General features: G+C 65.3%; 21 protein-coding genes. 9 read left to right on the forward strand and 12 right to left on the reverse strand.

All coding sequences use genetic code 11. The features are described from left to right. Window positions 1-9: 9 nt before the first annotated feature. Window positions 10-1,107, forward strand: coding sequence for a P1 family peptidase (locus IB274_RS11665; protein WP_192432066.1), 1,098 nt, complete (start codon window positions 10-12; stop codon window positions 1,105-1,107). Window positions 1,108-1,177: 70 nt separating this feature from the next. Here the strand turns inward: IB274_RS11665 and IB274_RS11670 are convergent, their stop codons facing one another. From IB274_RS11670 to gcl, 10 genes are all read right to left on the reverse strand, one after another. Continuing rightward, window positions 1,178-2,176 (reverse strand): sulfate ABC transporter substrate-binding protein, encoded by a 999-nt coding sequence (locus IB274_RS11670; RefSeq protein ID WP_192432067.1) that lies wholly within the window; start codon window positions 2,174-2,176, stop codon window positions 1,178-1,180. Between the two features lie 187 nt (window positions 2,177-2,363). Then, on the reverse strand, window positions 2,364-4,019 hold the full coding sequence (locus tag IB274_RS11675; protein ID WP_225614811.1) for a mucoidy inhibitor MuiA family protein: 1,656 nt from the start codon (window positions 4,017-4,019) through the stop codon (window positions 2,364-2,366). 183 nt (window positions 4,020-4,202) lie between these two features. Continuing rightward, window positions 4,203-5,447, reverse strand: coding sequence for a serine/threonine transporter SstT (sstT, locus tag IB274_RS11680; RefSeq protein WP_192432068.1), 1,245 nt, complete (start codon window positions 5,445-5,447; stop codon window positions 4,203-4,205). 205 nt (window positions 5,448-5,652) lie between these two features. Beyond that, the gene (dapF, locus tag IB274_RS11685) at window positions 5,653-6,489 is read right to left on the reverse strand and encodes a diaminopimelate epimerase (protein WP_192432070.1); all 837 of its coding nucleotides are present in this window, start codon (window positions 6,487-6,489) and stop codon (window positions 5,653-5,655) included. 33 nt (window positions 6,490-6,522) lie between these two features. Continuing rightward, on the reverse strand, window positions 6,523-7,425 hold the full coding sequence (locus IB274_RS11690) for an urea transporter (protein ID WP_192432072.1): 903 nt from the start codon (window positions 7,423-7,425) through the stop codon (window positions 6,523-6,525). Between the two features lie 559 nt (window positions 7,426-7,984). Further along, window positions 7,985-9,415, reverse strand: coding sequence for a pyruvate kinase (gene pyk, locus IB274_RS11695; RefSeq protein WP_138212869.1), 1,431 nt, complete (start codon window positions 9,413-9,415; stop codon window positions 7,985-7,987). Next, window positions 9,412-10,683 (reverse strand): glycerate kinase, encoded by a 1,272-nt coding sequence (locus IB274_RS11700; protein ID WP_192432074.1) that lies wholly within the window; start codon window positions 10,681-10,683, stop codon window positions 9,412-9,414. Before IB274_RS11700 ends, pyk begins: the two co-directional genes overlap by 4 nt. Window positions 10,684-10,951: 268 nt before the next feature. Continuing rightward, complete coding sequence (locus IB274_RS11705; RefSeq protein WP_192432076.1) at window positions 10,952-11,842, reverse strand: 2-hydroxy-3-oxopropionate reductase; 891 nt, start codon at window positions 11,840-11,842, stop codon at window positions 10,952-10,954. 69 nt (window positions 11,843-11,911) lie between these two features. Continuing rightward, complete coding sequence (hyi, locus tag IB274_RS11710; protein WP_192432078.1) at window positions 11,912-12,694, reverse strand: hydroxypyruvate isomerase; 783 nt, start codon at window positions 12,692-12,694, stop codon at window positions 11,912-11,914. Between the two features lie 132 nt (window positions 12,695-12,826). Next, on the reverse strand, window positions 12,827-14,602 hold the full coding sequence (gene gcl / locus IB274_RS11715; RefSeq protein ID WP_192432079.1) for a glyoxylate carboligase: 1,776 nt from the start codon (window positions 14,600-14,602) through the stop codon (window positions 12,827-12,829). A gap of 355 nt (window positions 14,603-14,957) precedes the next feature. On the opposite strand from gcl, the gene IB274_RS11720 reads away from it, so the two are divergent. Next, window positions 14,958-15,389, forward strand: coding sequence for a GlcG/HbpS family heme-binding protein (locus IB274_RS11720; RefSeq protein ID WP_024763153.1), 432 nt, complete (start codon window positions 14,958-14,960; stop codon window positions 15,387-15,389). 233 nt (window positions 15,390-15,622) lie between these two features. On the opposite strand, the gene IB274_RS11725 is transcribed toward IB274_RS11720, so the two are convergent. Next, window positions 15,623-16,276, reverse strand: a complete 654-nt coding sequence (locus tag IB274_RS11725) for a TetR/AcrR family transcriptional regulator (RefSeq protein WP_192432081.1) — start codon at window positions 16,274-16,276, stop codon at window positions 15,623-15,625. 211 nt (window positions 16,277-16,487) lie between these two features. Here IB274_RS11725 and moaA point away from each other — a divergent pair, with 211 nt between their 5' ends. The 7 genes from moaA (at window position 16,488) to IB274_RS11760 (ending at window position 21,776) form a co-directional block, all read left to right on the forward strand. Then, window positions 16,488-17,483, forward strand: a complete 996-nt coding sequence (gene moaA, locus IB274_RS11730) for a GTP 3',8-cyclase MoaA (protein WP_192432083.1) — start codon at window positions 16,488-16,490, stop codon at window positions 17,481-17,483. A 65-nt stretch (window positions 17,484-17,548) separates the two neighbouring features. Continuing rightward, the gene (locus IB274_RS11735; RefSeq protein WP_192432084.1) at window positions 17,549-18,379 is read left to right on the forward strand and encodes a substrate-binding periplasmic protein; all 831 of its coding nucleotides are present in this window, start codon (window positions 17,549-17,551) and stop codon (window positions 18,377-18,379) included. A 59-nt stretch (window positions 18,380-18,438) separates the two neighbouring features. After that, window positions 18,439-18,774, forward strand: a complete 336-nt coding sequence (locus IB274_RS11740; protein ID WP_192432086.1) for a low molecular weight protein tyrosine phosphatase family protein — start codon at window positions 18,439-18,441, stop codon at window positions 18,772-18,774. Beyond that, window positions 18,771-19,256: a hypothetical protein gene (locus IB274_RS11745; RefSeq protein ID WP_192432088.1), complete on the forward strand. Its 486-nt coding sequence runs from the start codon at window positions 18,771-18,773 to the stop codon at window positions 19,254-19,256. Before IB274_RS11740 ends, IB274_RS11745 begins: the two co-directional genes overlap by 4 nt. A gap of 132 nt (window positions 19,257-19,388) precedes the next feature. Continuing rightward, window positions 19,389-19,784: a PA2779 family protein gene (locus IB274_RS11750; protein WP_192432090.1), complete on the forward strand. Its 396-nt coding sequence runs from the start codon at window positions 19,389-19,391 to the stop codon at window positions 19,782-19,784. A gap of 11 nt (window positions 19,785-19,795) precedes the next feature. Further along, a complete protein-coding gene (locus IB274_RS11755) occupies window positions 19,796-20,740 on the forward strand; it encodes a PA2778 family cysteine peptidase (RefSeq protein WP_192432091.1) in 945 nt (314 codons plus the stop codon). Window positions 20,741-20,813: 73 nt separating this feature from the next. Beyond that, a complete protein-coding gene (locus IB274_RS11760) occupies window positions 20,814-21,776 on the forward strand; it encodes a formate/nitrite transporter family protein (protein WP_192432093.1) in 963 nt (320 codons plus the stop codon). Between the two features lie 33 nt (window positions 21,777-21,809). Here IB274_RS11760 and IB274_RS11765 read toward each other — a convergent pair whose 3' ends face one another. Further along, complete coding sequence (locus tag IB274_RS11765) at window positions 21,810-23,093, reverse strand: NAD(P)/FAD-dependent oxidoreductase (RefSeq protein WP_192432094.1); 1,284 nt, start codon at window positions 23,091-23,093, stop codon at window positions 21,810-21,812. Window positions 23,094-23,242: the final 149 nt, after the last annotated feature.

Genomic DNA, 23,242 nt, shown 5'->3' on the forward strand with positions numbered 1-23,242 from the left:
GGAGACAGCATGCGCGCTCGTCAACTCGGCATCACCCTCGGCCTGGGCACTCCCGGCGAGTTCAACGCCATCACCGATGTTCCCGGCATCCGCGTCGGCCACAGCACCCTGATCGGCAAGCGCGACGGCAAGGCCGTGCGCACCGGCGTCACGGTAGTGCAACCACGTGAAGGGGCGGCGCGGCAACAACCCTGCTTCGCCGGCTGCCACGTGCTCAACGGCAACGGCGACGCCACCGGCCTCGAGTGGATTCGCGAGGCGGGTCTGCTAACCACGCCCATCGCCATCACCAACACCCACAGCGTCGGCACGGTGCGCGATGCGCTGATCGCCGCCGAGCATGCCGAGCTGGCGGACCCGTCCATCTACTGGTGCATGCCGGTGGTGATGGAAACCTACGACGGGCTGCTCAACGACATCTGGGGCCAGCACATCGGCGCCGAACAGGTGCGCGAGGCGCTGGCCGCGGCCGAATCCGGCCCGGTACGTGAAGGCCCGGTAGGTGGCGGCACGGGGATGATCTGCCACGAGTTCAAGGGCGGCATCGGTACCTCCTCGCGCAAGTTGCCGGCGGAGCAGGGCGGCTGGACCGTGGGAGCGCTGGTGCAGGCCAACCACGGCCAGCGCCGTGAACTGCGGGTGGATGGTTACCCGGTCGGCCGCCAGCTGGGCGACCTGCCGTCACCCTTCGCCGAGCAAGGCACGCCGGGCATGGGCTCCATCGTGGTGGTCCTCGCTACCGACGCGCCACTGTTGCCGCACCAGTGCCAGCGCCTGGCGCAGCGCGCTTCGCTGGGGATCGCCCGCACGGGTGGCGGCACCGACGACTCCAGCGGCGACATCTTCCTCGCCTTCGCCACTGGCAACCGCGACCTGCCGCCGGCGGACTACGGGCGCAAGGATCTGCCTTTCGCCACGGCGCTGGAGATGGTCAACAACGACCACATTTCGCCGTTGTTCTCCGCCGCCGCCGAGGCGGTGGAGGAAGCCATCGTCAATGTGTTGCTGGCCGGCAAGGACATGCGTACCGATGACGGTGTGCTGGTGCCGGCGCTGAGCGGGGAGCGTCTGCTGGCGGCGTTGCGCGATACAGGCTGGCCCGGCTGAGGATTGCCACGCCATGAAAAAGCCGGAGCTGCTGGGCAGCTCCGGCTTTTGTCTTTCCCCTACCGGCAAATCAGTTCGGGGTATAGATCTGGTCGAACACGCCGCCGTCGGCGAAGTGGGTTTTCTGCACGGTGCGCCAGTCGCCGAAGGTCTTCACTACAGAGAAGAAGTCCACTTTCGGGAAGCGGTCGGAGAACTTGGCCAGCACTTCCGGGTTGTGCGGGCGCAGGTAGTTGTTCGCGGCGATGGTCTGGCCTTCGTCGGACCACAGGTACTTCAGGTAGGCCTCGGCTTCGGCGCGGGTGCCTTTCTTGTCGACCACCTTGTCGACCACGGCCACTGGCGGCTCGGCTTCGGCGGAGACGCTAGGGTAGACCACTTCGAAGCCACCACGGCCGAACTCACGGGCGATCATCTCGGCTTCGTTCTCGAAGGTCACCAGCACGTCGCCGATCTGGTTCTGCATGAACGTAGTGGTCGCTGCGCGGCCGCCGGTATCCAGCACCGGGACGTTCTTGAACAGCTGGGCGACGAATTCCTTGGCCTTGGCTTCATCCGCGCCATGCTTCTGCGCGTATCCCCAGGCGGAGAGGTAGGTGTAGCGGCCATTGCCCGAGGTCTTCGGGTTCGGCACTACCACCTGCACGCCCGGCTTCACCAGGTCGTTCCAGTCCTTCAGGCCCTTGGGGTTGCCCTTGCGCACGATGAACACGGTGGCGGAGGTGAAGGGCGCGCTGTTGTTCGGCAGGCGGGTCGCCCAGTCCTTGGGCACCAGGCCGCCGTTGTCGGCCAGGGCATCGATATCGGTGGCCTGGTTCATGGTGATGACGTCGGCCGGCAGGCCGTCGATCACTGCGCGGGCCTGCTTGCTGGAGCCGCCGTGGGACATCTGGATGGTGATCTTCTCGCCTTTCTCTGCCTGCCAGTGCTTCTGGAAGGCGGCGTTGTAGTCCTTGTAGAAGTCGCGCATCACGTCGTAGGAGACGTTGAGCAGGGGCTGGGCGGCCTGGGCGGCGGAGGCCAGGGCGAGGCCGGCGGCCAGCAGCGAGGCGCTGAACAGACGTTTCACAAGCAGTTCCTTTTGGCAGTGTTGTTGAGTGTCGATTATGCCGACAGGTTATATGGCACTTAAATACTTAAAGGCTATTTGCTTATGCGGGAGCAGGGCTCGCAGTTTCCCATGCTTCGCTCCCAACGAAGGGGCAAGTCGCCCGGCAGCCTAGCAGGCCTGCCGGGCATTGACTGCCCTTGCGGCGTCACTCCAGCCCGCTGATTTCCAACTCCTTCGGGTACTCGACGCTGAACTTGAAGGTGGTGCTGCGTTTCTCGCCCGGTTTCAGTCGCCAGTCCCACAGCAGCTTGCCGTCGTCCTCGCGGTTGGCGGCCTGGTCTTCGGGCGCCAGCAGGGCCACCTTGATCTGCTCGTTGCGCGAGACCGGCAACTGGTCCTTGAACTGTAGGCGCTGCTCGGTCTTGTGGTTGTTCTGCGCATCGATACGGAACTCGTAGGTGATGCGCTTGCGCCCGCCAGTCAGGCCGGTGTAGTCGGTGTAACGGTTGACCAACTTGCGTTTGATCGGCATCGCCTCGTCGCCGCCCAGAGCCAGCTCGAAGGTCTCGCCCGGCATCACTGCACGCAGCTGGCCGCTGGCGACGAAGGTATTGCCAAGGTAGGTGTTGAGTGTGCCCGGCAGCAGCGGATAGTCGCTGGCGTTGCGGGTGTCGGCCTGCAGGTAGGCGGCTTCCCGCAGCGACGGCGTGGCCAGGTAACGGAAGGTCGCGGGCAGCTTGAACTGGGCGATGGAGACCTTCTGCGAGCTGCCGTCGCTGTTCAGTGTGGCGCGGGCGGGGATGTGGAAGGAGGCGCTGGTTGTGGCGCCGCTGACTTCGGCGACGGCCACCGGCATTTCCGCCAGGGCGCCGGCCGCGGCCATCTCGTCGGCGGCGAAGCGCTGGGCCTTCTTCGCCTCCAGGGCCATCATCGGCGCGGCTGGCGCCGGGGCGGGGCGGGCGGCCATCACCGTGCGCGGGTCGAAGGTGTCGACGAACCATGGCGAGAGTGCCGGTACGCTGCTGCCGAGGTTGGGGCGGGCGGTGGACAGCGTGAGGTCGATATCGGTCCAGTCTTCGCCGCTGCTCTGCCGGACGATGCCCTGGTAGGTCATCTCGATCTGTTCTTCGCCATCGCGCAGGCGGGCGTCGTAGGACGGGCGCCAGGAGGCGTCGTAAAGCGTGTAGCTGAGCTGCAGTTGCACCTGTGCGGGCTTCTCCAGCGCCACCCGGAGGATCGCGCGCTTGTAGTGGGTGCCGTCGCCGGCCAGGTGGCTACGCTGGTTCTCCAGCTCCTGCCGGCGCTGCTGCAACTCTTCGCCCTGTTGGTCGAGCTTGCGCTGTTCGTCGAGGATGCGGCCGAGGTTGCCCTCGCTCATCTGCAGCAGGTTCTTCAGTTCGTCGATGCTCGGCAGCGCCTGGTTCTTGCCCGGCTTGGTGCTGCTGGCCTGGATGTCGGCGAGAAACTGCTTCTGGTTCTCCAGCACGCTGCCTCGGTCGCTGATCTCACGCTCCTGCCGCTCGATGTCGCGCAGCTGCGCGTCCAGTTGTTGCAGGCGGTTGTCCTCGGAGGGCGGCGACACCTGCGGCGCGCTGCTGACATCGAGCAGGGTCGCGGCGGCGCTGGCGCTGAGCGAGGCCTGCAGGCTGCTGTCGTCGATGCGCAGAGGCAACTGCTCCAGGGCGATCTCATGCTGGCCGGCGGGCAACTGCAGGGTGGCGGTGCGGGTGACGATGGCGCGGTCGGTGTAGACGGTGACCGCGCTGATTCGGCTGTCGGCCACCTGCGGTGCGGCCAGCAGCGAAGGGCTGGCCAGCGCGCCGGCCATGGCGAGGATCAGTGGGTGGAATCGAAAGGGCATGTGCTCACCTCGCGGCCTGGAAGGCGGCCGGCACTCCGGAACGCCACCATGGCGTCCGTCCATGCTGCTTGTGACGAAGGAGGTGGGCGAAACGGGTTGAGTGCGGGTGACGCTGGCGTGCGGCTGCCGATGAGTGGCGGGGCGGAGGAGAGTGCCGGGGCGTCGTTCGCCCCGGCAGAAGGGTCAGGCGCGCTCGCCTTCCTGCGGCTCGTCCACGTCGCCTTCGGCGATGCACGCCGCAGCGGTGAACAGCACGTCGGTGGAGGAGTTCAGCGCGGTCTCGGCCGAATCCTGGAGGATGCCGATGATGAAGCCGACCGCCACCACCTGCATCGCCACTTCGCTGGAAATGCCGAACAGGCCGCAGGCCAGCGGGATCAGCAGCAGCGAGCCGCCGGCCACGCCGGATGCACCGCAGGCGCAGACCGAGGCGACCACGCTGAGCAGGAGGGCGGTGGGCAGGTCGACTGCGATGCCGAGGGTGTGCACCGCCGCCAGGGTCAGCACGCTGATGGTGATCGCCGCACCGGCCATGTTGATGGTCGCGCCCAGCGGGATCGACACCGAGTAGGTGTCCTCGTGCAGGCCCAGGCGTTCGCACAGTTGCAGGTTGACCGGGATGTTGGCTGCCGAGCTGCGGGTGAAGAAGGCAGTGATGCCGCTCTCGCGCAGGCACAGCAGGACCAGCGGGTACGGGTTGCGACGGATCTTGGCGAAGACGATCAGCGGGTTGACCACCAGCGCCACGAACAGCATGCAGCCCAGCAGCACGGCCAGCAGGTGCAGGTAGCCGATCAGGGCGTCGAAGCCGGATTCGGCGATAGTGCCGGCCACCAGGCCGAAGATGCCCAGCGGGGCAAAGGCGATGACCACGCGGACGATCAGGGTCACGCCATTCGCCATGTCGTCGAGCAGGTCGCGGGTGGTCTGGCGCGCATGGCGCAGGGCGATCCCCAAGCCGATGGCCCAGGCCAGGATGGCGATGAAGTCCGCTTCCAGCAGCGCTTTCACCGGGTTGGTGGTGACGCTGAACAGCAACGAGCGCATGACCTCGCCGATACCGCCGGGCGGTGCCAGTTCGCTGGTCGGTGCGCTCAATACCAGGGTGGAAGGGAAGGTGAAGCTGGCGATCACTGCGACCAGTGCGGCCGAGAAAGTGCCGAGCAGGTACAGCAGCAGGATTGGCCGGATGTGGGTGCGCTGGCCCTGCTTGTGGTTGGCGATGGAGGCCATCACCAGCACCAGCACGAGTACCGGCGCCACGGCTTTCAGGGCGGAGATGAACAGCTTGCCGAGCAGGCCGACCGCCACTGCGCCTTGCGGCCAGAGCACGGCGAGGGCGATACCGCAGAGCATGCCGATGAATATCCGCAGGACCAGGCTGGTGCGCTGGAGCCGCTGCAGAAGCGTGGGAGTTGGAAGCGTCATGACATCTTTCGCTGCAGGAAGTGGGATCGCCCCGGCGGGCCGGGCGCGAAAGGGCGCGGATTATGCCGTCTGATGCCGGGAAATGCGCGGTTACCCGTCGATTGATCGGTCAGTCTTTGCTTCGGCAGGTGTCAGCTCGCAGTCTGGACGGCGGCGCGCGGACCGGCATTGATCCATGCCGGTCGCGTCTGGAATAGCCGAGGAATCAGCCGAGGTTGGCGAAGGCTTCCGGGTCCAGATCGATGCCGGCGACCCGTTGCACGGCGCCGCGCATGGTCACCTGGAAGTCGTCCTCGACGCGGATTTCCAGGCGGCCGCCGGCCAGTTGCAGCCCCATGTGCTCGTCGCACAGGCCGAGCCGGCGCGCCACTGAAGCCGCGGCGCAACTGCTGGTGCCCGAGGACAACGTGTAGCCGGCGCCGCGCTCCCAGATTTCCACGCGCAGCGCGTCGCGGGACAGCCACTGGACGAACTGCACGTTGGTCCGGCGGGGGAACAGCGGATGGTTTTCCAGCAGCGGCCCGAGGCGGCAGGCCAGCTCGCGGCTGGTGTGCTCGACGAACACCACGCAGTGCGGATTGCCCATGGAGACGGCGTTGATCTTCAGCGCCACACCGTCGACTTCCAACGGATAGTCCAGCGCCTCGGGGGCGTCGATCAGCACCGGAATCTTCGCGCAGGTGAACTCGGCGCGGCCCATGGACACTTCCACGCTGCGGCCTTCGTCGGACACCTGGCTGGTGACGGTGCCGCCGGCGGTGACGATGTCGAACGGCTGCCCGGCGACCAGCCCGCAGTCCCACAGGTAGCGGGAGAAGATGCGCAGGCCGTTGCCGCTCTTCTCCGCCTCGGAGCCGTCGGGGTTGAGGATGCGCAGGCCGAAGGCGGCATCGCTGTGGTTGGCCACCAGGATGCCGTCGGAGCCGATGCCGTGGTGGCGGTCGCAGATGCGCTCGATCTGTGCGGCGCTCAGGGCAAAGGGGGCGTCGCCGGCATAGACCAGGTAGTCGTTGCCCAGGGCCTGGTATTTCACGAAGTTCATCGCTGCGATCCGTCGCCGGAAGAGGGCCCTCGACTATACACGCGGGCCGCTGTTTTCCCTTCGCGGATCATGCAGCAGCGCTTCCAGCGCGCGCTGGCCAAGGATTACCAGCCAGCAGGCGAGGATGAAGGGTGCGGTGAACGACGGCAGACCAACCAGGGCGAAGCACGGCTGCAGCAGCACCGCCAGGACGATGCCGCACAGCGGCGCCAGCGGACTGCGGAAACGCAGCGACAGGGCGATACCGGCCAGGGCGCCGTTCAGGCCGAGCAGGCCGGCCTGGGCCGAGGCGGTCGGCAGGTCGAACAGCGGCGCCAGGGCCAGTGCACCCGCAGCGCCGGCCAGCGCCCAGAAGGCGGCGCGGCGCTCAACCAGAAGCAGGCCGAGGGCGATGGTCAGGCCGGCCAGAGGCTCGGCGAGGAAGATCACTTCGCCGAAGCCCTGTGCAGTGGAGTCCAGCAGCGGGTTGGCCGCGCCGCAGGACAGGCAGCCGGCACCGCTGGCCGGCGCAAAGCCGAGCGCCTTGCCCAGCGCTACCGAGACCCAACCCAGCAGCACGAAGGCCGAGGTATAGGCCGGCAGGCCGAAGCGCCGCCGCGACTGACGCAGCAGCACGGCCTGTACGGCGACACTGGTGAGGATGGCGGCGACGGTCAGCATCACCAGGCCCAGCGACCACTGGAACTGGAAGGGTAGCAGCAGGCCGATGAGGATCGGGTTGTAGTCGTGCAGGCCGGCGTCGATGTCCGCCTGTGGCTCGCGCACGAAGCGTGCAGTGAGCGGGCCGAGCAGCGCGCCGAGCAGGGCGCCGGGCAGCAGGTGCGGTGCGGACCAGGCGATGGTCAGCAGCAGGATCAGGCCGAAGCGCGCGTCGGCCTGCAGGTAGATCTGGCCGAAGCCGATCAGCCGGTTGGGGATGAACTGGTTCAGGGGCATGGGTTTTCTGGGCAGTTGAAAGTGACTCCGCAGCGCCTCGTTGGGTGTGGGGCATCGAGGCCCCATCGGCGGGCGCTGCGTGAGAACCTTGTGACGCCGCCATACGGGGCCGCGCCACGGGTCTGGAAAAAGAAAAGAGGTTGTCGGCGGGATCACCGCCAACAACCTCAAAGTTCCATGGCCAGCTTGGGAGTCGCTACGTGGGGGCCATGGACCGACAAGCATTCGGTACTCATGCATTCATGAATAAGGTCAATCCCGGACGGACGGGGACGCGGCCCCGTATTCCCGGCCCCGTCCGTCCGGGAGTGACTCGGTGCGGAGGCACGCGCCTGGGCGTGGCTCCTGAACTCGGTGATTCTCCTGATCGCTCGCTTTCCCTCACCCCAGCCCTCTCCCAGAGGGAGAGGGGGCGGGTCGGCGTGGCGGTCAGTCTGGTGCTGTCCGGTAACTCCTCACAGCACCGTTACTTCAATGAGCGACTCACTTGCCGGAAACTCCGGTCAGCTCCCTCTCCCGCTTGCGGGAGAGGGTTGGGGTGAGGGCGCTCTTGCTTCGCTTAAGCCTGCAAAGCCGGCGCTACGGTCTCGATGCGCAGCATGTTGGTGCTGCCCGGCTGGCCAAACGGCACTCCGGCGGTGATCACCACGGTGTCGCCACGGCGCGCCATACGCTGGGCCAGGGCGATGTCCAGGGCGGTGGAGCAGATCTCGTCGACATGGGCGAGCTGCGCGTTGACCACCGAATGGACGCCCCAGGCCACGGTAAGGCGGCGGGCGGATTTGAGTTGCGGGGTCAGGCTGAGGATCGGCGCCTTGGGCCGTTCGCGGGAGGCGCGCAGGGTCGAGGCGCCGGACTCGGTGTAGTTCACCAGCACCGCTACCGGCAGGATGCGGCTGATCCGGCGGATCGCGCAGCTGATGGCGTCGGAGACGGTGGCGTCCGGTTCCGGGCGGTTGATTTCCAGCGTGGCCTGGTAGTCCGGTTCGGCTTCGACCTGGCGAATGATCTTCGCCATCATCTCCACCGCTTCACGCGGGTACTGGCCCGAGGCGCTCTCGGCGCTGAGCATCACGCAGTCGGCGCCTTCGCTGACGGCGTTGGCGACGTCGGTCACCTCGGCGCGGGTAGGCGCCGGGGAGAAGCGCATGGATTCGAGCATCTGGGTTGCCACCACTACCGGGCGGCCGAGCTGACGGCAGACCTGGATAATGCGCTTCTGGATGCCCGGCACGCTCTCGGCCGGCATCTCCACGCCCAGGTCGCCACGGGCAACCATGATCGCGTCGGACAGTTTGGCGATGGCTTCGATGGACTGCACCGCTGAAGGCTTCTCGATCTTGGCCATGAGGAAGGCCTTGTCGCCGATCAGCTCGCGGGCTTCCTCGATATCTTCGGGGCGCTGTACGAAGGACAGGGCCACCCAGTCCACGCCCAGCTCCAGGCCGAAGGTCAGGTCACGGCGGTCCTTGGCGGTCAGCGGGCTGAGCTTGAGCACGGCTTCCGGAACGTTCACGCCCTTGCGGTCGGACAGCTCGCCGCTGTTCATCACGCGGGTCTCGATGGCATCGCTGTGGGCGTTGAGTACCTGCAGGCGAATCTTGCCGTCGTCCAGCAGCAGGCTCATGCCCGGCTCCAACGCCTGGATGATTTCCGGGTGGGGCAGGGTGACGCGCTTGTCGTCGCCCGGTGCGTCGTTCAGGTCGAGGGTGAAGGTCTGGCCTTTCTGCAGTTGCACCGCGCCGTCGGCGAAACGACCCACGCGCAGCTTCGGCCCTTGCAGGTCCATGAGGATGCCGATGGGGTAGTTCAGTTCGGCTTCCACTTCGCGCACCCAGGCGAAACGCTGGGCGTGGTCGTCGTATTCGCCGTGGCTGAAGTTCAGGCGGAACAGGTTGGCGCCGGCTTCCACCAGGGCGCGGATATCGTCGCGGCTTTTGATCGCCGGGCCCAGGGTGGCGAGAATTTTTACTTTTTTGTCAGGGGTCATTTGTCGTTCTCGAGGACCAGGATGGCGCGGAAGTCGTTGACGTTGGTGCGGGTCGGCCGGGTGATTACCAGGTCGCCCAGTTCAGCGAAGAAGCCGTAGCCGTTGTTGTTGTCGAGCTCGTGCAGCGGGTTCAGGCCGGCCTTGAGGGCGCGGCTGTAGCTGCACGGGCTCATCAGGGCACCGGCGTTGCTTTCCATGCCGTCGATGCCGTCGGTGTCCCCCGCCAGGGCCCAGATGTTCGGTTCACCTTTCAGGTCGGCGGTGAGGCTGAGGAGAAACTCTGCATTGCGTCCGCCACGGCCGTTGCCGCGCACGGTGACGGTGGTCTCGCCACCGGAAAGGATCAGGCACGGCGCCTTCAGCGGCTGGCCATGTTTGCGAATCTGCCGGGCGATGCCGGCGTGGACCTTGGCCACCTCGCGGGACTCGCCTTCCAGGTCGCCCAGGATCAGCGTCGGAATACCCGCGGCTGCGGCCTTGGCCGCCACTGCGTCGATGGCGTGCTGGGGCGTGGCGATCAGCTTGAAGTGGCTGCGCGACAGGCATTCGTCGCCGGGTTTGACGGTCTCCGAGCGCGGGTCTTCCAGCCAGGCGCGCACGTTCGCCGGGAGGTCGATGGCATAGCGCTTGAGGATCGCGAGGGCGTCGGCGGAGGTGGTCGGGTCGCCCACGGTGGGGCCGGACGCGATCACTGTAGCCTCGTCGCCGGGCACGTCGGAAATCGCGTAGGTGTAGACGCTGGCCGGCCAGCAGGCGCGGGCCAGGCGGCCGCCCTTGATGGCCGAGAGGTGCTTGCGCACGCAGTTCATTTCGCCGATGGCAGCGCCGGATTTCAGCAGCGCCTTGTTCACGTTGCGCTTGTCGTCGAGGCTGATGCCTTCGGCCGGCAGGGCGAGCAGGGCCGAGCCGCCACCGGAGAGCAGGAAGATGACGCGGTCGTCCTCGGACAGGCCGCTGATCAGTTCCAGCACGCGACGGGCGACGCGTTCACCGGCGTCGTCCGGTACCGGGTGCGAGGCTTCCACCACTTCGATGCTGCGGCACTGCGCGCCGTAGCCGTAAGGCGCGACCACCAGTCCCTGGACCTCACCATTCCAGTGCTTCTCGGCGACTTCGGCCATGGCACCGGCGGCCTTGCCGGCGCCGATGACGATGGTGCGGCCGCCCTTGTCGGTGGGCAGGTGCTGCGCCAGTACCTGGGCCGGATGCGCGGCGGCAATGGCGGTGTCGAACAGCTCGCGCAGGAGGGCGCGTGGGTCGAGGCTCATGACAGGCTCCGATGATTCTTGTTGTGGTGTTCCATGGCTCAGGCTTCTGCAGGGCAAAAGGCTCAGCGATGGAATCGAACATCCCGGCCGGCGAGGCCGTATTCCCTACGACCGGGTGTTCGAGTCGCTTTGCAGCGTGGCGGACGAGGCCACTCCCATAACTTCGCCCGTCACTTTGCTCTTTGGCGGATAACGCCGCTGGCGCTATGCGCCCTGCGTTGTCGTACCTCGCAGGGCGCATGAAGCGGAACGCTTCATGCGCCGATTCTCAGTCCTTGCGGATGGAGAAGTTGGCCATGTGCTCCAGGCCTTTGATCAGGCCGGAGTGGTCCCAGTTGCTGCCGCCGATGGCCGCGCAGGTGCTGAACACCTGTTGGGCATTGGCGGTGTTGGGCAGGTTCAGGCCCAGTTCGCGAGCGCCGGCCAGGGCCAGGTTGAGGTCCTTCTGGTGCAGGCTGATGCGGAAGCCCGGATCGAAGGTGCCCTTGACCATGCGGTCGCCGTGCACTTCGAGGATGCGCGAGGAGGCGAAGCCTCCCATCAGCGCTTCACGCACCTTGGCCGGGTCGGCGCCGTTCTTGGCGGCGAACAGCAGGGCTTCGGCGACGGCCTGGATGTTCAGGGCGACGATGATCTGGTTGGCCACCTTGGCAGTCTGGCCATCGCCATTGCCGCCGACGCGGGTGATGTTCTTGCCCATGGCCTGGAACAGCGGCAGGGCGCGTTCGAAGGTGTTCGGGCAGCCGCCGACCATGATGCTCAGGGACGCGGCCTTGGCGCCGACTTCACCGCCGGAAACCGGGGCGTCCAGGTACTGCGCGCCGGTGGCCTTGATCTTCTCGGCGAAGGTCTTGGTGGCGGTAGGGGAGATCGAGCTCATGTCGATCACCACCTTGTTCGGGCCCACGCCTTCGGCGATGCCGTCCTTGCGGAACAGCACGTCTTCGACCTGCGGGGTGTCCGGGACCATCACGATGATGAACTCGGCTTCCTGGGCGACTTCCTTGGGGGTGGCCAGGCCGATGGCGCCGGCTTCGACCAGGGCTGCCGGGGCGGCGTCGTGGTGGGTGGAAACGAAGATCTGGTGGCCGGCTTTCTGCAGGTTCTGCGCCATGGGCAGGCCCATGATGCCGGTGCCGATGAATCCGATTTTGGCCATGAGGAATTCTCCTGGTTGTTCTTGTTAGGCTGGCTGGCGCGCTGCGTACCCAGCGCGCCGGCCGGCGAATCAGATGACGTTGTGGCTCTTCAGCCAGCCGAGGCCGGCTTCGGTGGTGGTCTTGGGCTTGTATTCGCAGCCGATCCAGCCGCGGTAGCCGATGCGGTCCAGGTGGTCGAACAGGAAGCGGTAGTTGATCTCGCCGGTGCCCGGTTCGTGGCGGCCGGGGTTGTCGGCCAGCTGCACGTGGTTGATCGAGGCGAGGTTCTTCTCGATGGTCCGCGCCAGGTCACCTTCCATGATCTGCATGTGGTAGATGTCGTACTGCAGGAACAGGTTGGCGCTGCCGACCTTCTCGCGGATGTCCTGGGCCTGCTTCGTGGTCTGCAGGTAGAAGCCGGGAATGTCGAGGGTGTTGATCATTTCCATGACCAGCTTGATGCCCGCGGCTTCGAGCTTGCCTGCCGCGTACTCCAGGTTGTTCAGGAAGGTGTTCTCGATGGTCGCGCAGTCGTAGCCCTGAGGGCGGATGCCGGCCAGGCAGTTGACCTGGGTGTTGCCCAGGACCTTGGCGTAGGCGATGGCCTTGTCGACGCCGGCGCGGAATTCCTCGACGCGGTCCGGGTGGCAGGCGATGCCGCGCTCGCCCTTGGCCCAGTCGCCTGCAGGCAGGTTGAACAGCACTTGTTCGAGCTTGTTGGCGTCCAGGCGGGCCTTGATCACCTCGGCCTCGACGTCATACGGAAAGAGGTACTCGACACCGCTGAAACCGGCACGCGCGGCGGCTTCGAAACGGTCGAGGAAGTCCACTTCGGTGAACAGCATGGACAGGTTGGCGCAGAAACGGGGCATGGGGTCACTCCTGTTGAACGGGTGGTGCGTGACGCTCGGCTTCCTGATGAAAGAGAGCAGGGGGTGGGGGACTCCCCGCCAGGAAATGTCCACCCCCAGCTCCTCCCCGCAGGGAGGAGTCGTGCGGATCTGTCAGTCCAGCAGCGAGATGGCAGTGGGGGCGTCGATACCCTTGAGCGCCAGCTCTTCGAACTCATTGACCGCGTTGATTTCGGTACCCATGGAGATGTTGGTGACGCGCTCCAGGATGACCTCGACCACTACCGGTACACGGTGCTGCTGCATCAGCTCGCGAGCCTGGGCGAAGGCCGCGCCGATCTGGTTCGGATCGGTCACGCGGATCGCCTTGCAGCCCAGGCCCTCGACCACGGCCACGTGGTCGACGCCATAGCCGTTGAGTTCCGGCGCGTTGACGTTTTCGAACGCCAGCTGCACGCAGTAGTCGATGTCGAAGCCGCGCTGCGCCTGGCGGATCAGACCCAGGTAGGAGTTGTTCACCAGCACGTGGATGTACGGCAGGTTGAACTGCGCACCGGCGGCTAGCTCTTCGATCATGAACTGGAAGTCATAGTCGCCCGACAGCGCGACGACCTGGCGGCTCGGGTCGGCCTTGACCACGCCCAGCGCTGCCGGAATGGTCCAGCCCAGCGGGCCGGCCTGGCCGCAGTTGATCCAGTGGCGCGGCTTGTACACGTGGAGGAACTGCGCGCCGGCGATCTGCGACAGACCGATGGTGCTGACGTAGCAGGTGTCCTTGCCGAAGAACTCGTTCATCTCTTCGTAGACGCGCTGCGGCTTGACCGGCACGTTGTCGAAGTGGGTCTTGCGCTGCAGGGTGCGCTTGCGCTCGCGGCAGGACTCGACCCAGGCGCTGCGGTCCTTCAGCTTGCCGGCGGCTTTCCACTCGCGGGCCACTTCCAGGAACACGTCCAGGGCGGAACCGGCGTCGGAAACTATCCCTAAGTCCGGGGTGAACACGCGGCCGATCTGGGTTGGTTCGATGTCCACGTGGACGAACTTGCGGCCTGCGGTGTAGACGTCGACCGAGCCGGTGTGGCGGTTGGCCCAGCGGTTGCCGATGCCGAACACCATGTCCGACTCCAGCACGGTGGCGTTGCCGTAGCGGTGCGAAGTCTGCAGACCGCACATGCCGGCCATCAGCGGGTGATCGTCAGGGATGGTGCCCCAGCCCATCAGGGTCGGCACCACCGGCACGCCAGTCAGCTCGGCGAATTCCACCAGCTTGTCGGAAGCGTCGGCGTTGATGATGCCGCCGCCGGCGCAGATCAGCGGACGCTCGGCGTCATTGAGCAGGGCCAGGGCTTTCTCGGCCTGGGCGCGGGTGGCCTTGGGCTTGTTCACCGCCAGCGGCTCGTAGGCGTCGATGTCGAATTCGATCTCGGCCATCTGCACGTCGAACGGCAGGTCGATCAGCACCGGGCCGGGACGGCCGCTGCGCATTTCGAAGAAGGCCTTCTGGAAGGCGTAGGGCACCTGGCCCGGCTCCAGCACGGTGGTCGCCCACTTGGTGACCGGCTTGACGATGCTGGTGATATCCACGGCCTGGAAGTCTTCCTTGTGCATGCGCGCACGGGGAGCCTGGCCGGTGATGCAGAGAATCGGGATGGAGTCGGCGGAAGCCGAGTACAGGCCGGTGACCATGTCGGTGCCGGCGGGGCCGGAGGTGCCGATGCACACGCCGATGTTGCCGGCGTTGGTGCGGGTGTAGCCCTCGGCCATGTGCGAGGCGCCTTCCACGTGGCGGGCCAGGACGTGATCGATGCCACCGAGTTTCTTCATGGCCGCATACATGGGGTTGATGGCGGCGCCCGGCACGCCGAAGGCGGTATCGACACCTTCGCGACGCATGACGAGTACGGCAGCCTCGATTGCTCTCATTCTGGCCATATTTTGTTCCTCGGTTCTTATACTGATTGTGTACAAAAGTTGAGGCGATTCTAGGCAGGCAATTCGACGAAGGTCAAGACTGGTTGTATACGAGGGACTGAGTGGTAATTTTTCCATGAAAGCCTTCTATTCTGGGGCTTTCGCAGAAAACCTGAACGCAGGGTCAAGCTATCGTTTGAAAAAATGTATACAAAAATAGATGTGAATTGTCCTTTTCAGTTGCTTTGATTGAGACCTTCGGCTACTAGATTGCGTACAGATTTCTGATACGCGTGTGCGCAGCTTTGACCTGTGCATGGCGTGGCCCCGGCTTACCGACCTTGAACCGCCTTATCAACTTGAAGAGGAAAACCTCATGACCACTCTGAGCCTGGAAACCGCACTGGACATCACCCGTCACGCCCTGGTCGCCAGCCGCGAGCTGTCCACCGCGCCGCTGACCATCGCTGTGCTGGATGCCGGCGGGCACCTGCTGAGCCTGCAGCGCGAGGACGGCGCGAGCATGCTTCGCCCGCAGATCGCCATTGGCAAGGCGTGGGGCGCCGTGGCGCTGGGCAAGTCGTCGCGCGTGCTGGCGGCGGACGCTCAGCAGCGCCCATCGTTCATCGCCGCGGTGAACACCCTGGCGCAAGGCAACGTGGTGCCCGCACCCGGCGGCGTGCTGATCCGCAATTCGGCTAATGAAGTGATTGGTGCCATCGGCATCAGCGGCGACGTCTCGGACATCGATGAGCAATGCGCGATCCGTGGCGTGCAGGCGCTGGGCTTGGTGGCTGACGCGGGCTGATCGAAGAAGGGGAGGGCGCGCGCCAGTCGCGCGTCTGTCCCGCTCCTGCTCGATATTTTTGCACTCGGGCCGGCCCTCACCCTAGCCCTCTCCCAAGGGGAGAGGGGACCGTTCGGTGCAGGGAGAAACTGCCGTATCAGCCGGTACGTTCAGCTCCCTCTCCCTTTGGGAGAGGGGAGGCCCAGCGATCGACTTCCCAGAGAAGTCAGTTGCTCTCGGCGCTGAGTTTCAGCTCAGATCGACAACGGCCGCAAACGCCCCTGCGGCTTCGGCTCGGTGCCGCCATCCGGCGCGGTGCCGCGCAGCACCAGGCGGGTGATGGTCTCGGTGGCGGCTTCGAAGTCCGCATCGCTCAAGCTGGTCTTCCCGGTGACCATGGAGATCTGCCAGTCGAAATCGGCGTAGGTCTGGGTCGCCGCCCATATGGTGAACAGCAGGTGGTGCGGATCCACCGGCGCCAACAGGCCACGGTCGATCCAGCTTTGCAGGCAGGCGATGTTGCGCTGTGCCTGGGCGTTCAGCTCATCCAGGTATTCCTTGGGCAGGTGCGGCGCTCCGTGCATCAGCTCGCTGGCGAACACCTTCGACGCGTGCGGCAGCTCCTGGGAAATCTTCACCTTGGAACGGATATAGGCGCGCAACGCCTCGCTCGGCTCGTCATCCTCGCGGAACGGCGCGGAGGCTTGCAGCAGCGGCTCCACCACGCTTTCCAGTACGCAGCGGTAGAGGTTTTCCTTGGACTGGAAGTAGTAGTAGACGTTGGGCTTGGGCAGCCCGGCGCGAGCGGCGATGTCGCTGGTCTTGGTCGCCGCGAAACCCTTCTCGGCGAATTCCTCGCTGGCTGCGCGCAGGATGAGGCGACGGTTACGCTCGCGAATGCTGGTCATTGGCTGGTCTTCTTTCTTTTATTGCTGTTGTCACAGAACAGAGCCGGGCATGGTAGCACCGGGCTCTTGAGCCCCTCAACTCGGCCCTCTCGCGGCACTTGCATGCAGTTTCCTGACTCGCGAGTCGGTTTTGTGTGTACAGCGGAGGCGTTCTGAGGTATTTCTAGCGGACTTTCGTTCGGCCCCCGCCATCCGGAACCACCCACTGCCCATGTCCGACTTCCAGTTGGTCGACCCCTTCGGTCGACGCATCACCTACCTGCGCCTGTCGGTCACCGACCGTTGCGATTTCCGCTGCACCTACTGCATGAGCGAAGACATGCAGTTCCTGCCGCGTGACCAGGTATTGAGCCTGGAGGAGCTGGAAGCCGTCGCCGACGCTTTCATCGGGCTGGGTGTGAAGCGCATCCGCATCACCGGCGGCGAGCCGCTGGTGCGCAAGGGCCTGACCGGCCTGCTGGCGAGACTGGGCGCACGCCCCGAACTGGACGATCTTTCCATTACCACCAATGGCTCGCAACTGCGCGAGCGTGCTGTCGAACTGCGCGCGGCCGGCGTGCGCCGCCTGAATATCAGCCTTGACTCGCTGCGCCGCGAACGTTTCGCCGCCTTCACCCGTTCCGACAAGCTGGAGCAGGTTCTCGACGGCATCGACGCCGCCCGCGAGGCCGGTTTCGAGCGCATCAAGCTCAATGCCGTTGTGCAGAAGGGCCGCAACGACGACGAAGTCTGCGACTTGGTGACCTTCGCCTTGGAGAAGGGCATCGACATCAGCTTCATCGAGGAGATGCCGCTGGGCAGCGTCAGCAGCCACGAGCGCAAGCAGACCTTGTGCAGCAGCGACGAAGTCCGCGCGCAGCTCGCCGAGCGCTGGCAACTGCTACCGACGCCGGAGCGCAGTGGTGGTCCGTCGCGCTACTACCGCATCGACGGCTATGCCAGTCGTATCGGCTTCATCTCCCCGCACAGCCACAATTTCTGCGGCGACTGCAACCGGGTGCGGGTCACCGCCGAAGGCAAGCTGGTGCTCTGCCTGGGGCACGAAGGTGCGCTGGACTTGCGACAATTGCTCCGCGAGCACCCCGGTGATGGCGCGCGCCTGCGCGAAGCACTGATGCAGGCGCTGCAGCTCAAGCCCGAACGCCATCATTTCGAGGCCGACCAGCAGGTGCAGGTGCTGCGCTTCATGAGCATGACCGGCGGCTGAGTCCGCCACGGCGGGCACCCGGCCCGCCGGACAGAACAAAAACAACAGGCAACAAGGAGAGTCGTTTGAAGCTCAAGGCATTCTGCTGCGCGCTCGCCAGCATCCTTTCCAGCGGTATTTCAGGTGTCGCCATGGCGCAGACCTACGTCGTCGGCGTTGAGAACCTCGCGTTCGCCCCGCACTACAGCACCGATGCGCAGGGCAATTACCAGGGCTTCGCCCGCGAGGTGCTGGACCTGTTCGCCAGCACCAGCGGCATCACCCTGGAGTATCGTCCGCTGCCGGTGGACGCGCTGCTGCCGGCATTGCTGTCCGACCAGGTCGATCTCAAGTTCCCGGACAACCCCAACTGGGCGCCCGAGCAGAAGGCCGGGAAAACCCTGCGCTACAGCCAGCCGGTGACCGAATACGTCGATGGCGTGCTGGTGGCGCCGGAGCGGCTGGGTCAGGGCGTCGGAGCCTTGAAGCGGCTGGCGCTGGTGGATGGCTGGACGCCGCGTGGTTACGAGCGGCTGGTGCAGGCCGGGCAGATCGCCCTCGCGCCCAGCGCCGACCTCAAGCAGATGATCCATACCGCGCTGAAGAAGCAGGCCGACGGCGTCTACTTCAACGTCGTAGTTGCCACCTTCTATCTGGACAACATCCGAGCGAAGCCGGGGGCGCTGGTATTCGATCCTTCGCTACCGCACACGCGCAGCGCCTTTCACCTGTCCACGCTCAAGCACGCCGAGCTGATCGAGCGCTTCGACCGCTTCCTCGTCGACCACACCAGGGAGTTGGTCGCGATCAAGGCCAAGTACGGCGTCGAGGCGAGCCTCGATTCCGAGCACCTGGGCGTCGAGCAGTGGAAAGTGGATTTCCTCGAGCGCCAGAAAGCGAAACAGAAGTCGCCGTGAACCGCCTTCTTCCCTAAAATCGCGGCTGCCGTTTGCGCGCCAGCCGTAGGGAGGATGAAGTGCGCCGCGCTTTGTTCATCTGCAGCCGGAACCGCCTGCGCAGCCCCACCGCCGAAGCCGTCTTCGCCTACTGGCCGGAGGTCGAGACCGACTCCGCCGGGCTGGCGCCGGACGCGGAAGTCCCGCTGAGCGCCGAGCAACTGGAGTGGGCCGACCTGGTGTTCGTCATGGAGCGCCGCCATCGGCAGGCACTGCTGCGCCGCTTCCCCGTGGCGATGCGGGGCAAGCGTCTGGTATGCCTGGATATCCCGGACGATTACGTCTATCTGCAGCCCGAGCTGGTGTTCCTGCTGGAGCGCAAGGTCGGGCCTCTCCTGCGGCAGGAGAGTGCATGAGCGAGCTCCGTATTCCCCTGCGCGAAGGCATGCTGGTTTGCCCGGGTTTCCGCATCCAGGCCCAGCCCGAGCCGTCGCTGGCTATCGACGGCGACCTGCTCTGGGCGCTGGAGCAGCCGCAATGGTGTCCGTTGGCCGTGTCGCTCGAGGAACGGGACGGCGCACGGTGGATCAAGCCGTTGCCGCTGGCGCAGCAGACCGGTTTCGACCCGAATCGGGTGATCGGCTGGCGCGACGACCCGGTACGCATCGAGCAGCCCGAGGGCGTCGAGGATGCAGAGGCCGCCATCCACTGGTGGCGCGGCGGCGCGGTCGAGGACGTACGCGGGCGAATCAGTCACCACCCCTGGGGGCGTCTGCTGCGCCTGGAGGGGGCGGGGATCAGTCCGGAGCACATCCTGTTTCCCCATGGTTACACCTGCCTTTATCTGGGGCACCTGGACGCCGACTGGCGTCGATTGCGCTTCGAACTCTTTTCCTGAACTGCAATCTCACTAGAGAGCGGCCCCTGCGGTTGCCGCCAACGTGGCGGGAGCGTGGCGGTTGGTTGCCTCGCGTGCGAGCGGCCTGCACCTCCTGCTTAGTGCATGCAGTCCATGATGAGGTAACCCAGAATGACCCTAACAAAACGGGTAAAAAGCCTTGCAGCTGTCTTGGTGTTTGCGCAGTTGGGTGTCGTTGCGGAAGTCCCGTTGGCTCAGGCCGCCATGGTGGGTACGGGCGAAGTGCTGCAGGCACAGCAGCAACAGGTCGACCGCGAGCAGCTGTTGAAGATGCTCGATGACCAGGGCGTGCAGAAAAAGCTGCAGTCCATGGGCGTTGAGCGCAGCAAGGTCGAGCAGCGCATCAAGAGCCTGTCCAACGAAGAGCTGGCGCAGTTCAATCAGCAGCTGGACGAGGCGCCCGCCGGCGGCATCATCGGCATCATCCTGCTGTTCTTGTTGATCTTTGTGATCACCGACGTGCTCTGTATTACCCACATCTTCACCTTCGTCAGGTGCCAGCGTTGAGACGCTGGGCCATGGCCGTCGCGTTCGCGGCGGCCGTGGCACTCGGCGGCTGCGCGCAGTCGCCGACGTTGCCAGCCAGCGTCGATACTTTGCCGGAGCGGGTGGAGCTGAGTGATGTGCAATTCTTCCCCCAGCAGGAATTCCAGTGCGGCCCCGCCGCCCTGGCGACCATGCTCAACCAGCGCGGTGTGCGGGTGACGCCTCGGGAACTGAAAGATCGAGTGTTCATCCCCGGACGTGAGGGCAGCCTGCAGGTGGAGTTGGTGGCGGCGGCGCGGGAGAAGGGCATGCTGGTCTATCCGCTCAAGCCGCGTCTGGAAAATATCCTCAGCGAAGTGGCGGCGGGTAATCCAGTGCTGATCCTGCAGAACCAAGGACTGGACTGGTTGCCGGTCTGGCACTTTGCGGTGGTGGTCGGTTTCGATCGTAATCGCCACGAATTGATCCTCCGCTCGGGAATCACCGAGCGTCTGGTGATCGACTTCACCGCCTTCGATGTGACCTGGAAGCGCAGCAAACGCTGGGCGGTACTGACCGTTCCTGCTGATCGCCTGCCGGAGACGGCGGAGCCGACGGCCTGGTTGAGGGCGGCCCATGACCTGGAGGAAACCGGCCAGCCGGCATTGGCGGAGCAGGCCTATCGCACCGCGACCAAGGCTTGGCCGCAGGAGTCGCTCGGCTGGTTCGCCCTGGCCAATGCGCGCTACACCGACGGAAATCTCGACGATGCCGAGGATGCCTTGCGCCGCAGTGTCGGCGCGAAGCCGGCTTTTGCGGCGGGCTGGTTCAACCTGGCCAATGTATTGGGTGAGCGTGGCTGTCCGCAACAAGCAGGCGCTGCGGCGAGTTGTGCGCGGCACCTGGCGCCAGACGATGCGCGTTTTTCGCAGACGATCGGCAGTTCGGCCACAGTAGGCGACAGTTGCCAGGCGCTGCCAGCCTGCCCGGCGAACTGAGGCGCGCAGGTTTCCTGAACCGAAGCGGCAAGGGCACAGACTAAATCTGCAATGTCCCAGCGAGGTGCTTGGCATGGCCACGGAAAAACCACCGGCACGCGGCAGCGCGCGTGCCAAGACGAGCGACTCTGGTGCGAAAAGGGCGTCGCCTCGCAATTCCTCCCGCAGCTCGAAGGTCGGTAGCGACACGGCCGACGAACTTTCCGCCGAGGAGCGCCGCAAGGTCGAGAAAAGCCAGCCGCCCCGCGCGCTGGTGCTACACGAAGTCATCCGCCTGCAGGGCAATCACGAACTGGATCGCACCCTGGCCGCACTCTGGTGGTCGGCGCTGGCGGCCGGGCTGACCATTGGCCTGTCGCTGATGGCCATGGGTTTGTTCCGCGCGCGGCTGCCGGACCACGACATGGCCGTGATCACCACCAGCCTGGGTTATCCGGTGGGCTTCCTGGCGATCATTCTCGCGCGCCAGCAACTGTTCACCGAGAACACCCTGACCGCGGTGCTGCCAGTGATGAGCGAGCCGACGCTGGAGAAGTTCGGCCAGTTGTTGCGGCTGTGGTCAGTGGTGCTGGCGGGCAATGTCGTCGGCGCGCTCCTGTTCGCCTACGGCATGCTGCACCTGCCGATCTTCGACACCAAGGCCGATCAGGCCTTCCTCGACATCGGTCGCGAGGTGATGAAGAACGACCACTGGCAGATGTTCTCCAAAGGCATCGTTTCGGGCTGGATGATCGCCACCATGGTCTGGCTGGTGCCGGCGGCGGAAAACGCCAAGGTCTGGATCATTTTCCTGGTCACCTACCTGATGGCGCTGGGCAGTTTCAGCCATATCGTGGTCGGTACCTGCGAGGTGGGTTACCTGATGTTCGCCGGCGAAGTGGGGCCGGCGGCGTTCGTCATCGACTTCGCCTTGCCGACGTTGGCGGGCAATATCGTCGGCGGCAGCCTGATATTCGCGTTGATGAGCCACGCCCAGGTGCGCAGCGATACCGCCTCGCCGCCGGAAAAGCTCCCAGAAAAGAAAACGGCGCCCTGAGGCGCCGTTTTTCGTGCGGACTGAAGCGAGGCGTCAGATGCCCAACTTGTCGCGCATGGTGTAGTACCAGGCACCGATCGCAGAGAACGGAACCTGGAACATGCGGCCACCCGGGAAGGGGTAGTGCGGCAGGGTGGCGAAGGCGTCGAAACGCTCGGCCTGGCCACGCAGCACTTCGGCCAGCAGCTTGCCCGCGAGGTGGGTGTAGGTCACACCGTGGCCAGAGCAGCCCTGGGAGTAGTAGATGTTGTCGCCGATGCGGCCAACCTGCGGCAGGCGCGAGAGGGTCAGCAGGAAGTTGCCGGTCCAGGCGAAGTCGATCTTCACGTCCTTCAGCTGCGGGAAGACCTTGAGCATCTTCGGACGAATGATCGCTTCGATGTTCGACGGATCGCGCGCACCGTAGACCACGCCACCGCCGAAGATCAGGCGGTTGTCGCCGGTTAGGCGGTAGTAGTCGAGCAGGTAGTTGCAGTCCTCGACGCAGTAGTCGGTCGGCAGCAGAGACTTGGCCAGGTCGGCGCTCAGGGGCTCGGTGGTGATCACCTGGGTACCGCACGGCATGGACTTGGAAGCCAGTTCCGGCACCAGGCCGCCGAGGTAGGCATTACCGGCTACCACGATGAACTTGGCCTTCACACGGCCCTTCGGGGTGTGCACGACCGGGTTGGCGCCACGGTCGATCTTCACGGCAGGGGATTGCTCGTGGATCACGCCGCCGAGCGACTCCACGGCTGCGGCTTCGCCCAGGGCGAGGTTCAGCGGGTGGATGTGGCCGCCGCTCATATCGAGCATGCCGCCGACATAGCTGTCGGTGCCAACGACTTCACGGATGCGCTTGGCGTCCATCAGTTCCAGCTGGGTGTGGCCGAAGCGCTCCCACAGCTTCTTCTGCGACTCCAGGTGGCCCATCTGCTTGGCGCTGAGGGCCGCGAACACGCCGCCGTCCTTCAGGTCGCACTGGATGTTGTACTTGGCGATGCGCTCGCGAATGATGCGACCGCCTTCGAAGGCCATGTCGCCCAGCAGTTTTGCCTGCTTGGCGCCAACGCTGCGCTCGATGACGTCGATGTCGCGGCTATAGCTGTTGACGATCTGACCGCCGTTACGGCCCGACGCACCGAAGCCAGCCTTGGCGGCTTCCAGCACGGTGACCTTGAAACCGTTTTCCAGCAGGAACAGGGCGGTCGACAGGCCGGTATAGCCTGCGCCGATCACGCAGACATCGGTTTCCACCTCGCCCTGCAGTTCAGGACGGGCCGGGACCGGATTGGCCGAAGCTGCGTAATAGGAAGAGGGGTAGGAGGTGTGCGGCATAATGCACCTGTGTTTGTTATTTTTTACGAGATGTGCGGATGCTACCTGAGTCGAATCAGACCGGCTAGTGCCCGTGCAAAATAATTTACGGACGGTCGAACATAAAAAAATTCACTTTTTCAGTGGGTTAGCTGAAAAAGTGCTTGACG

This window comes from Pseudomonas sp. PDM18 (genome assembly GCF_014852585.1).
Classification (GTDB): domain Bacteria; phylum Pseudomonadota; class Gammaproteobacteria; order Pseudomonadales; family Pseudomonadaceae; genus Pseudomonas.

What these genes read in the sequence shown, in the direction of transcription:
- IB274_RS11705 (WP_192432076.1), bottom strand. Translation starts at nt 11,842, where the DNA reads ATGGCCAAAATCGGATTCATCGGCACCGGCATCATGGGCCTGCCCATG.
- IB274_RS11665 (WP_192432066.1), top strand. Translation starts at nt 10, where the DNA reads ATGCGCGCTCGTCAACTCGGCATCACCCTCGGCCTGGGCACTCCCGGC.
- IB274_RS11755 (WP_192432091.1), top strand. Translation starts at nt 19,796, where the DNA reads ATGGCCGTCGCGTTCGCGGCGGCCGTGGCACTCGGCGGCTGCGCGCAG.
- IB274_RS11720 (WP_024763153.1), top strand. Translation starts at nt 14,958, where the DNA reads ATGACCACTCTGAGCCTGGAAACCGCACTGGACATCACCCGTCACGCC.
- IB274_RS11700 (WP_192432074.1), bottom strand. Translation starts at nt 10,683, where the DNA reads ATGAGCCTCGACCCACGCGCCCTCCTGCGCGAGCTGTTCGACACCGCC.
- dapF (WP_192432070.1), bottom strand. Translation starts at nt 6,489, where the DNA reads ATGAACTTCGTGAAATACCAGGCCCTGGGCAACGACTACCTGGTCTAT.
- sstT (WP_192432068.1), bottom strand. Translation starts at nt 5,447, where the DNA reads ATGACGCTTCCAACTCCCACGCTTCTGCAGCGGCTCCAGCGCACCAGC.
- IB274_RS11745 (WP_192432088.1), top strand. Translation starts at nt 18,771, where the DNA reads ATGAGCGAGCTCCGTATTCCCCTGCGCGAAGGCATGCTGGTTTGCCCG.
- gcl (WP_192432079.1), bottom strand. Translation starts at nt 14,602, where the DNA reads ATGGCCAGAATGAGAGCAATCGAGGCTGCCGTACTCGTCATGCGTCGC.
- IB274_RS11725 (WP_192432081.1), bottom strand. Translation starts at nt 16,276, where the DNA reads ATGACCAGCATTCGCGAGCGTAACCGTCGCCTCATCCTGCGCGCAGCC.
- IB274_RS11675 (WP_225614811.1), bottom strand. Translation starts at nt 4,019, where the DNA reads ATGCCCTTTCGATTCCACCCACTGATCCTCGCCATGGCCGGCGCGCTG.
- IB274_RS11750 (WP_192432090.1), top strand. Translation starts at nt 19,389, where the DNA reads ATGACCCTAACAAAACGGGTAAAAAGCCTTGCAGCTGTCTTGGTGTTT.
- IB274_RS11760 (WP_192432093.1), top strand. Translation starts at nt 20,814, where the DNA reads ATGGCCACGGAAAAACCACCGGCACGCGGCAGCGCGCGTGCCAAGACG.
- IB274_RS11690 (WP_192432072.1), bottom strand. Translation starts at nt 7,425, where the DNA reads ATGCCCCTGAACCAGTTCATCCCCAACCGGCTGATCGGCTTCGGCCAG.
- IB274_RS11765 (WP_192432094.1), bottom strand. Translation starts at nt 23,093, where the DNA reads ATGCCGCACACCTCCTACCCCTCTTCCTATTACGCAGCTTCGGCCAAT.
- hyi (WP_192432078.1), bottom strand. Translation starts at nt 12,694, where the DNA reads ATGCCCCGTTTCTGCGCCAACCTGTCCATGCTGTTCACCGAAGTGGAC.
- pyk (WP_138212869.1), bottom strand. Translation starts at nt 9,415, where the DNA reads ATGACCCCTGACAAAAAAGTAAAAATTCTCGCCACCCTGGGCCCGGCG.
- moaA (WP_192432083.1), top strand. Translation starts at nt 16,488, where the DNA reads ATGTCCGACTTCCAGTTGGTCGACCCCTTCGGTCGACGCATCACCTAC.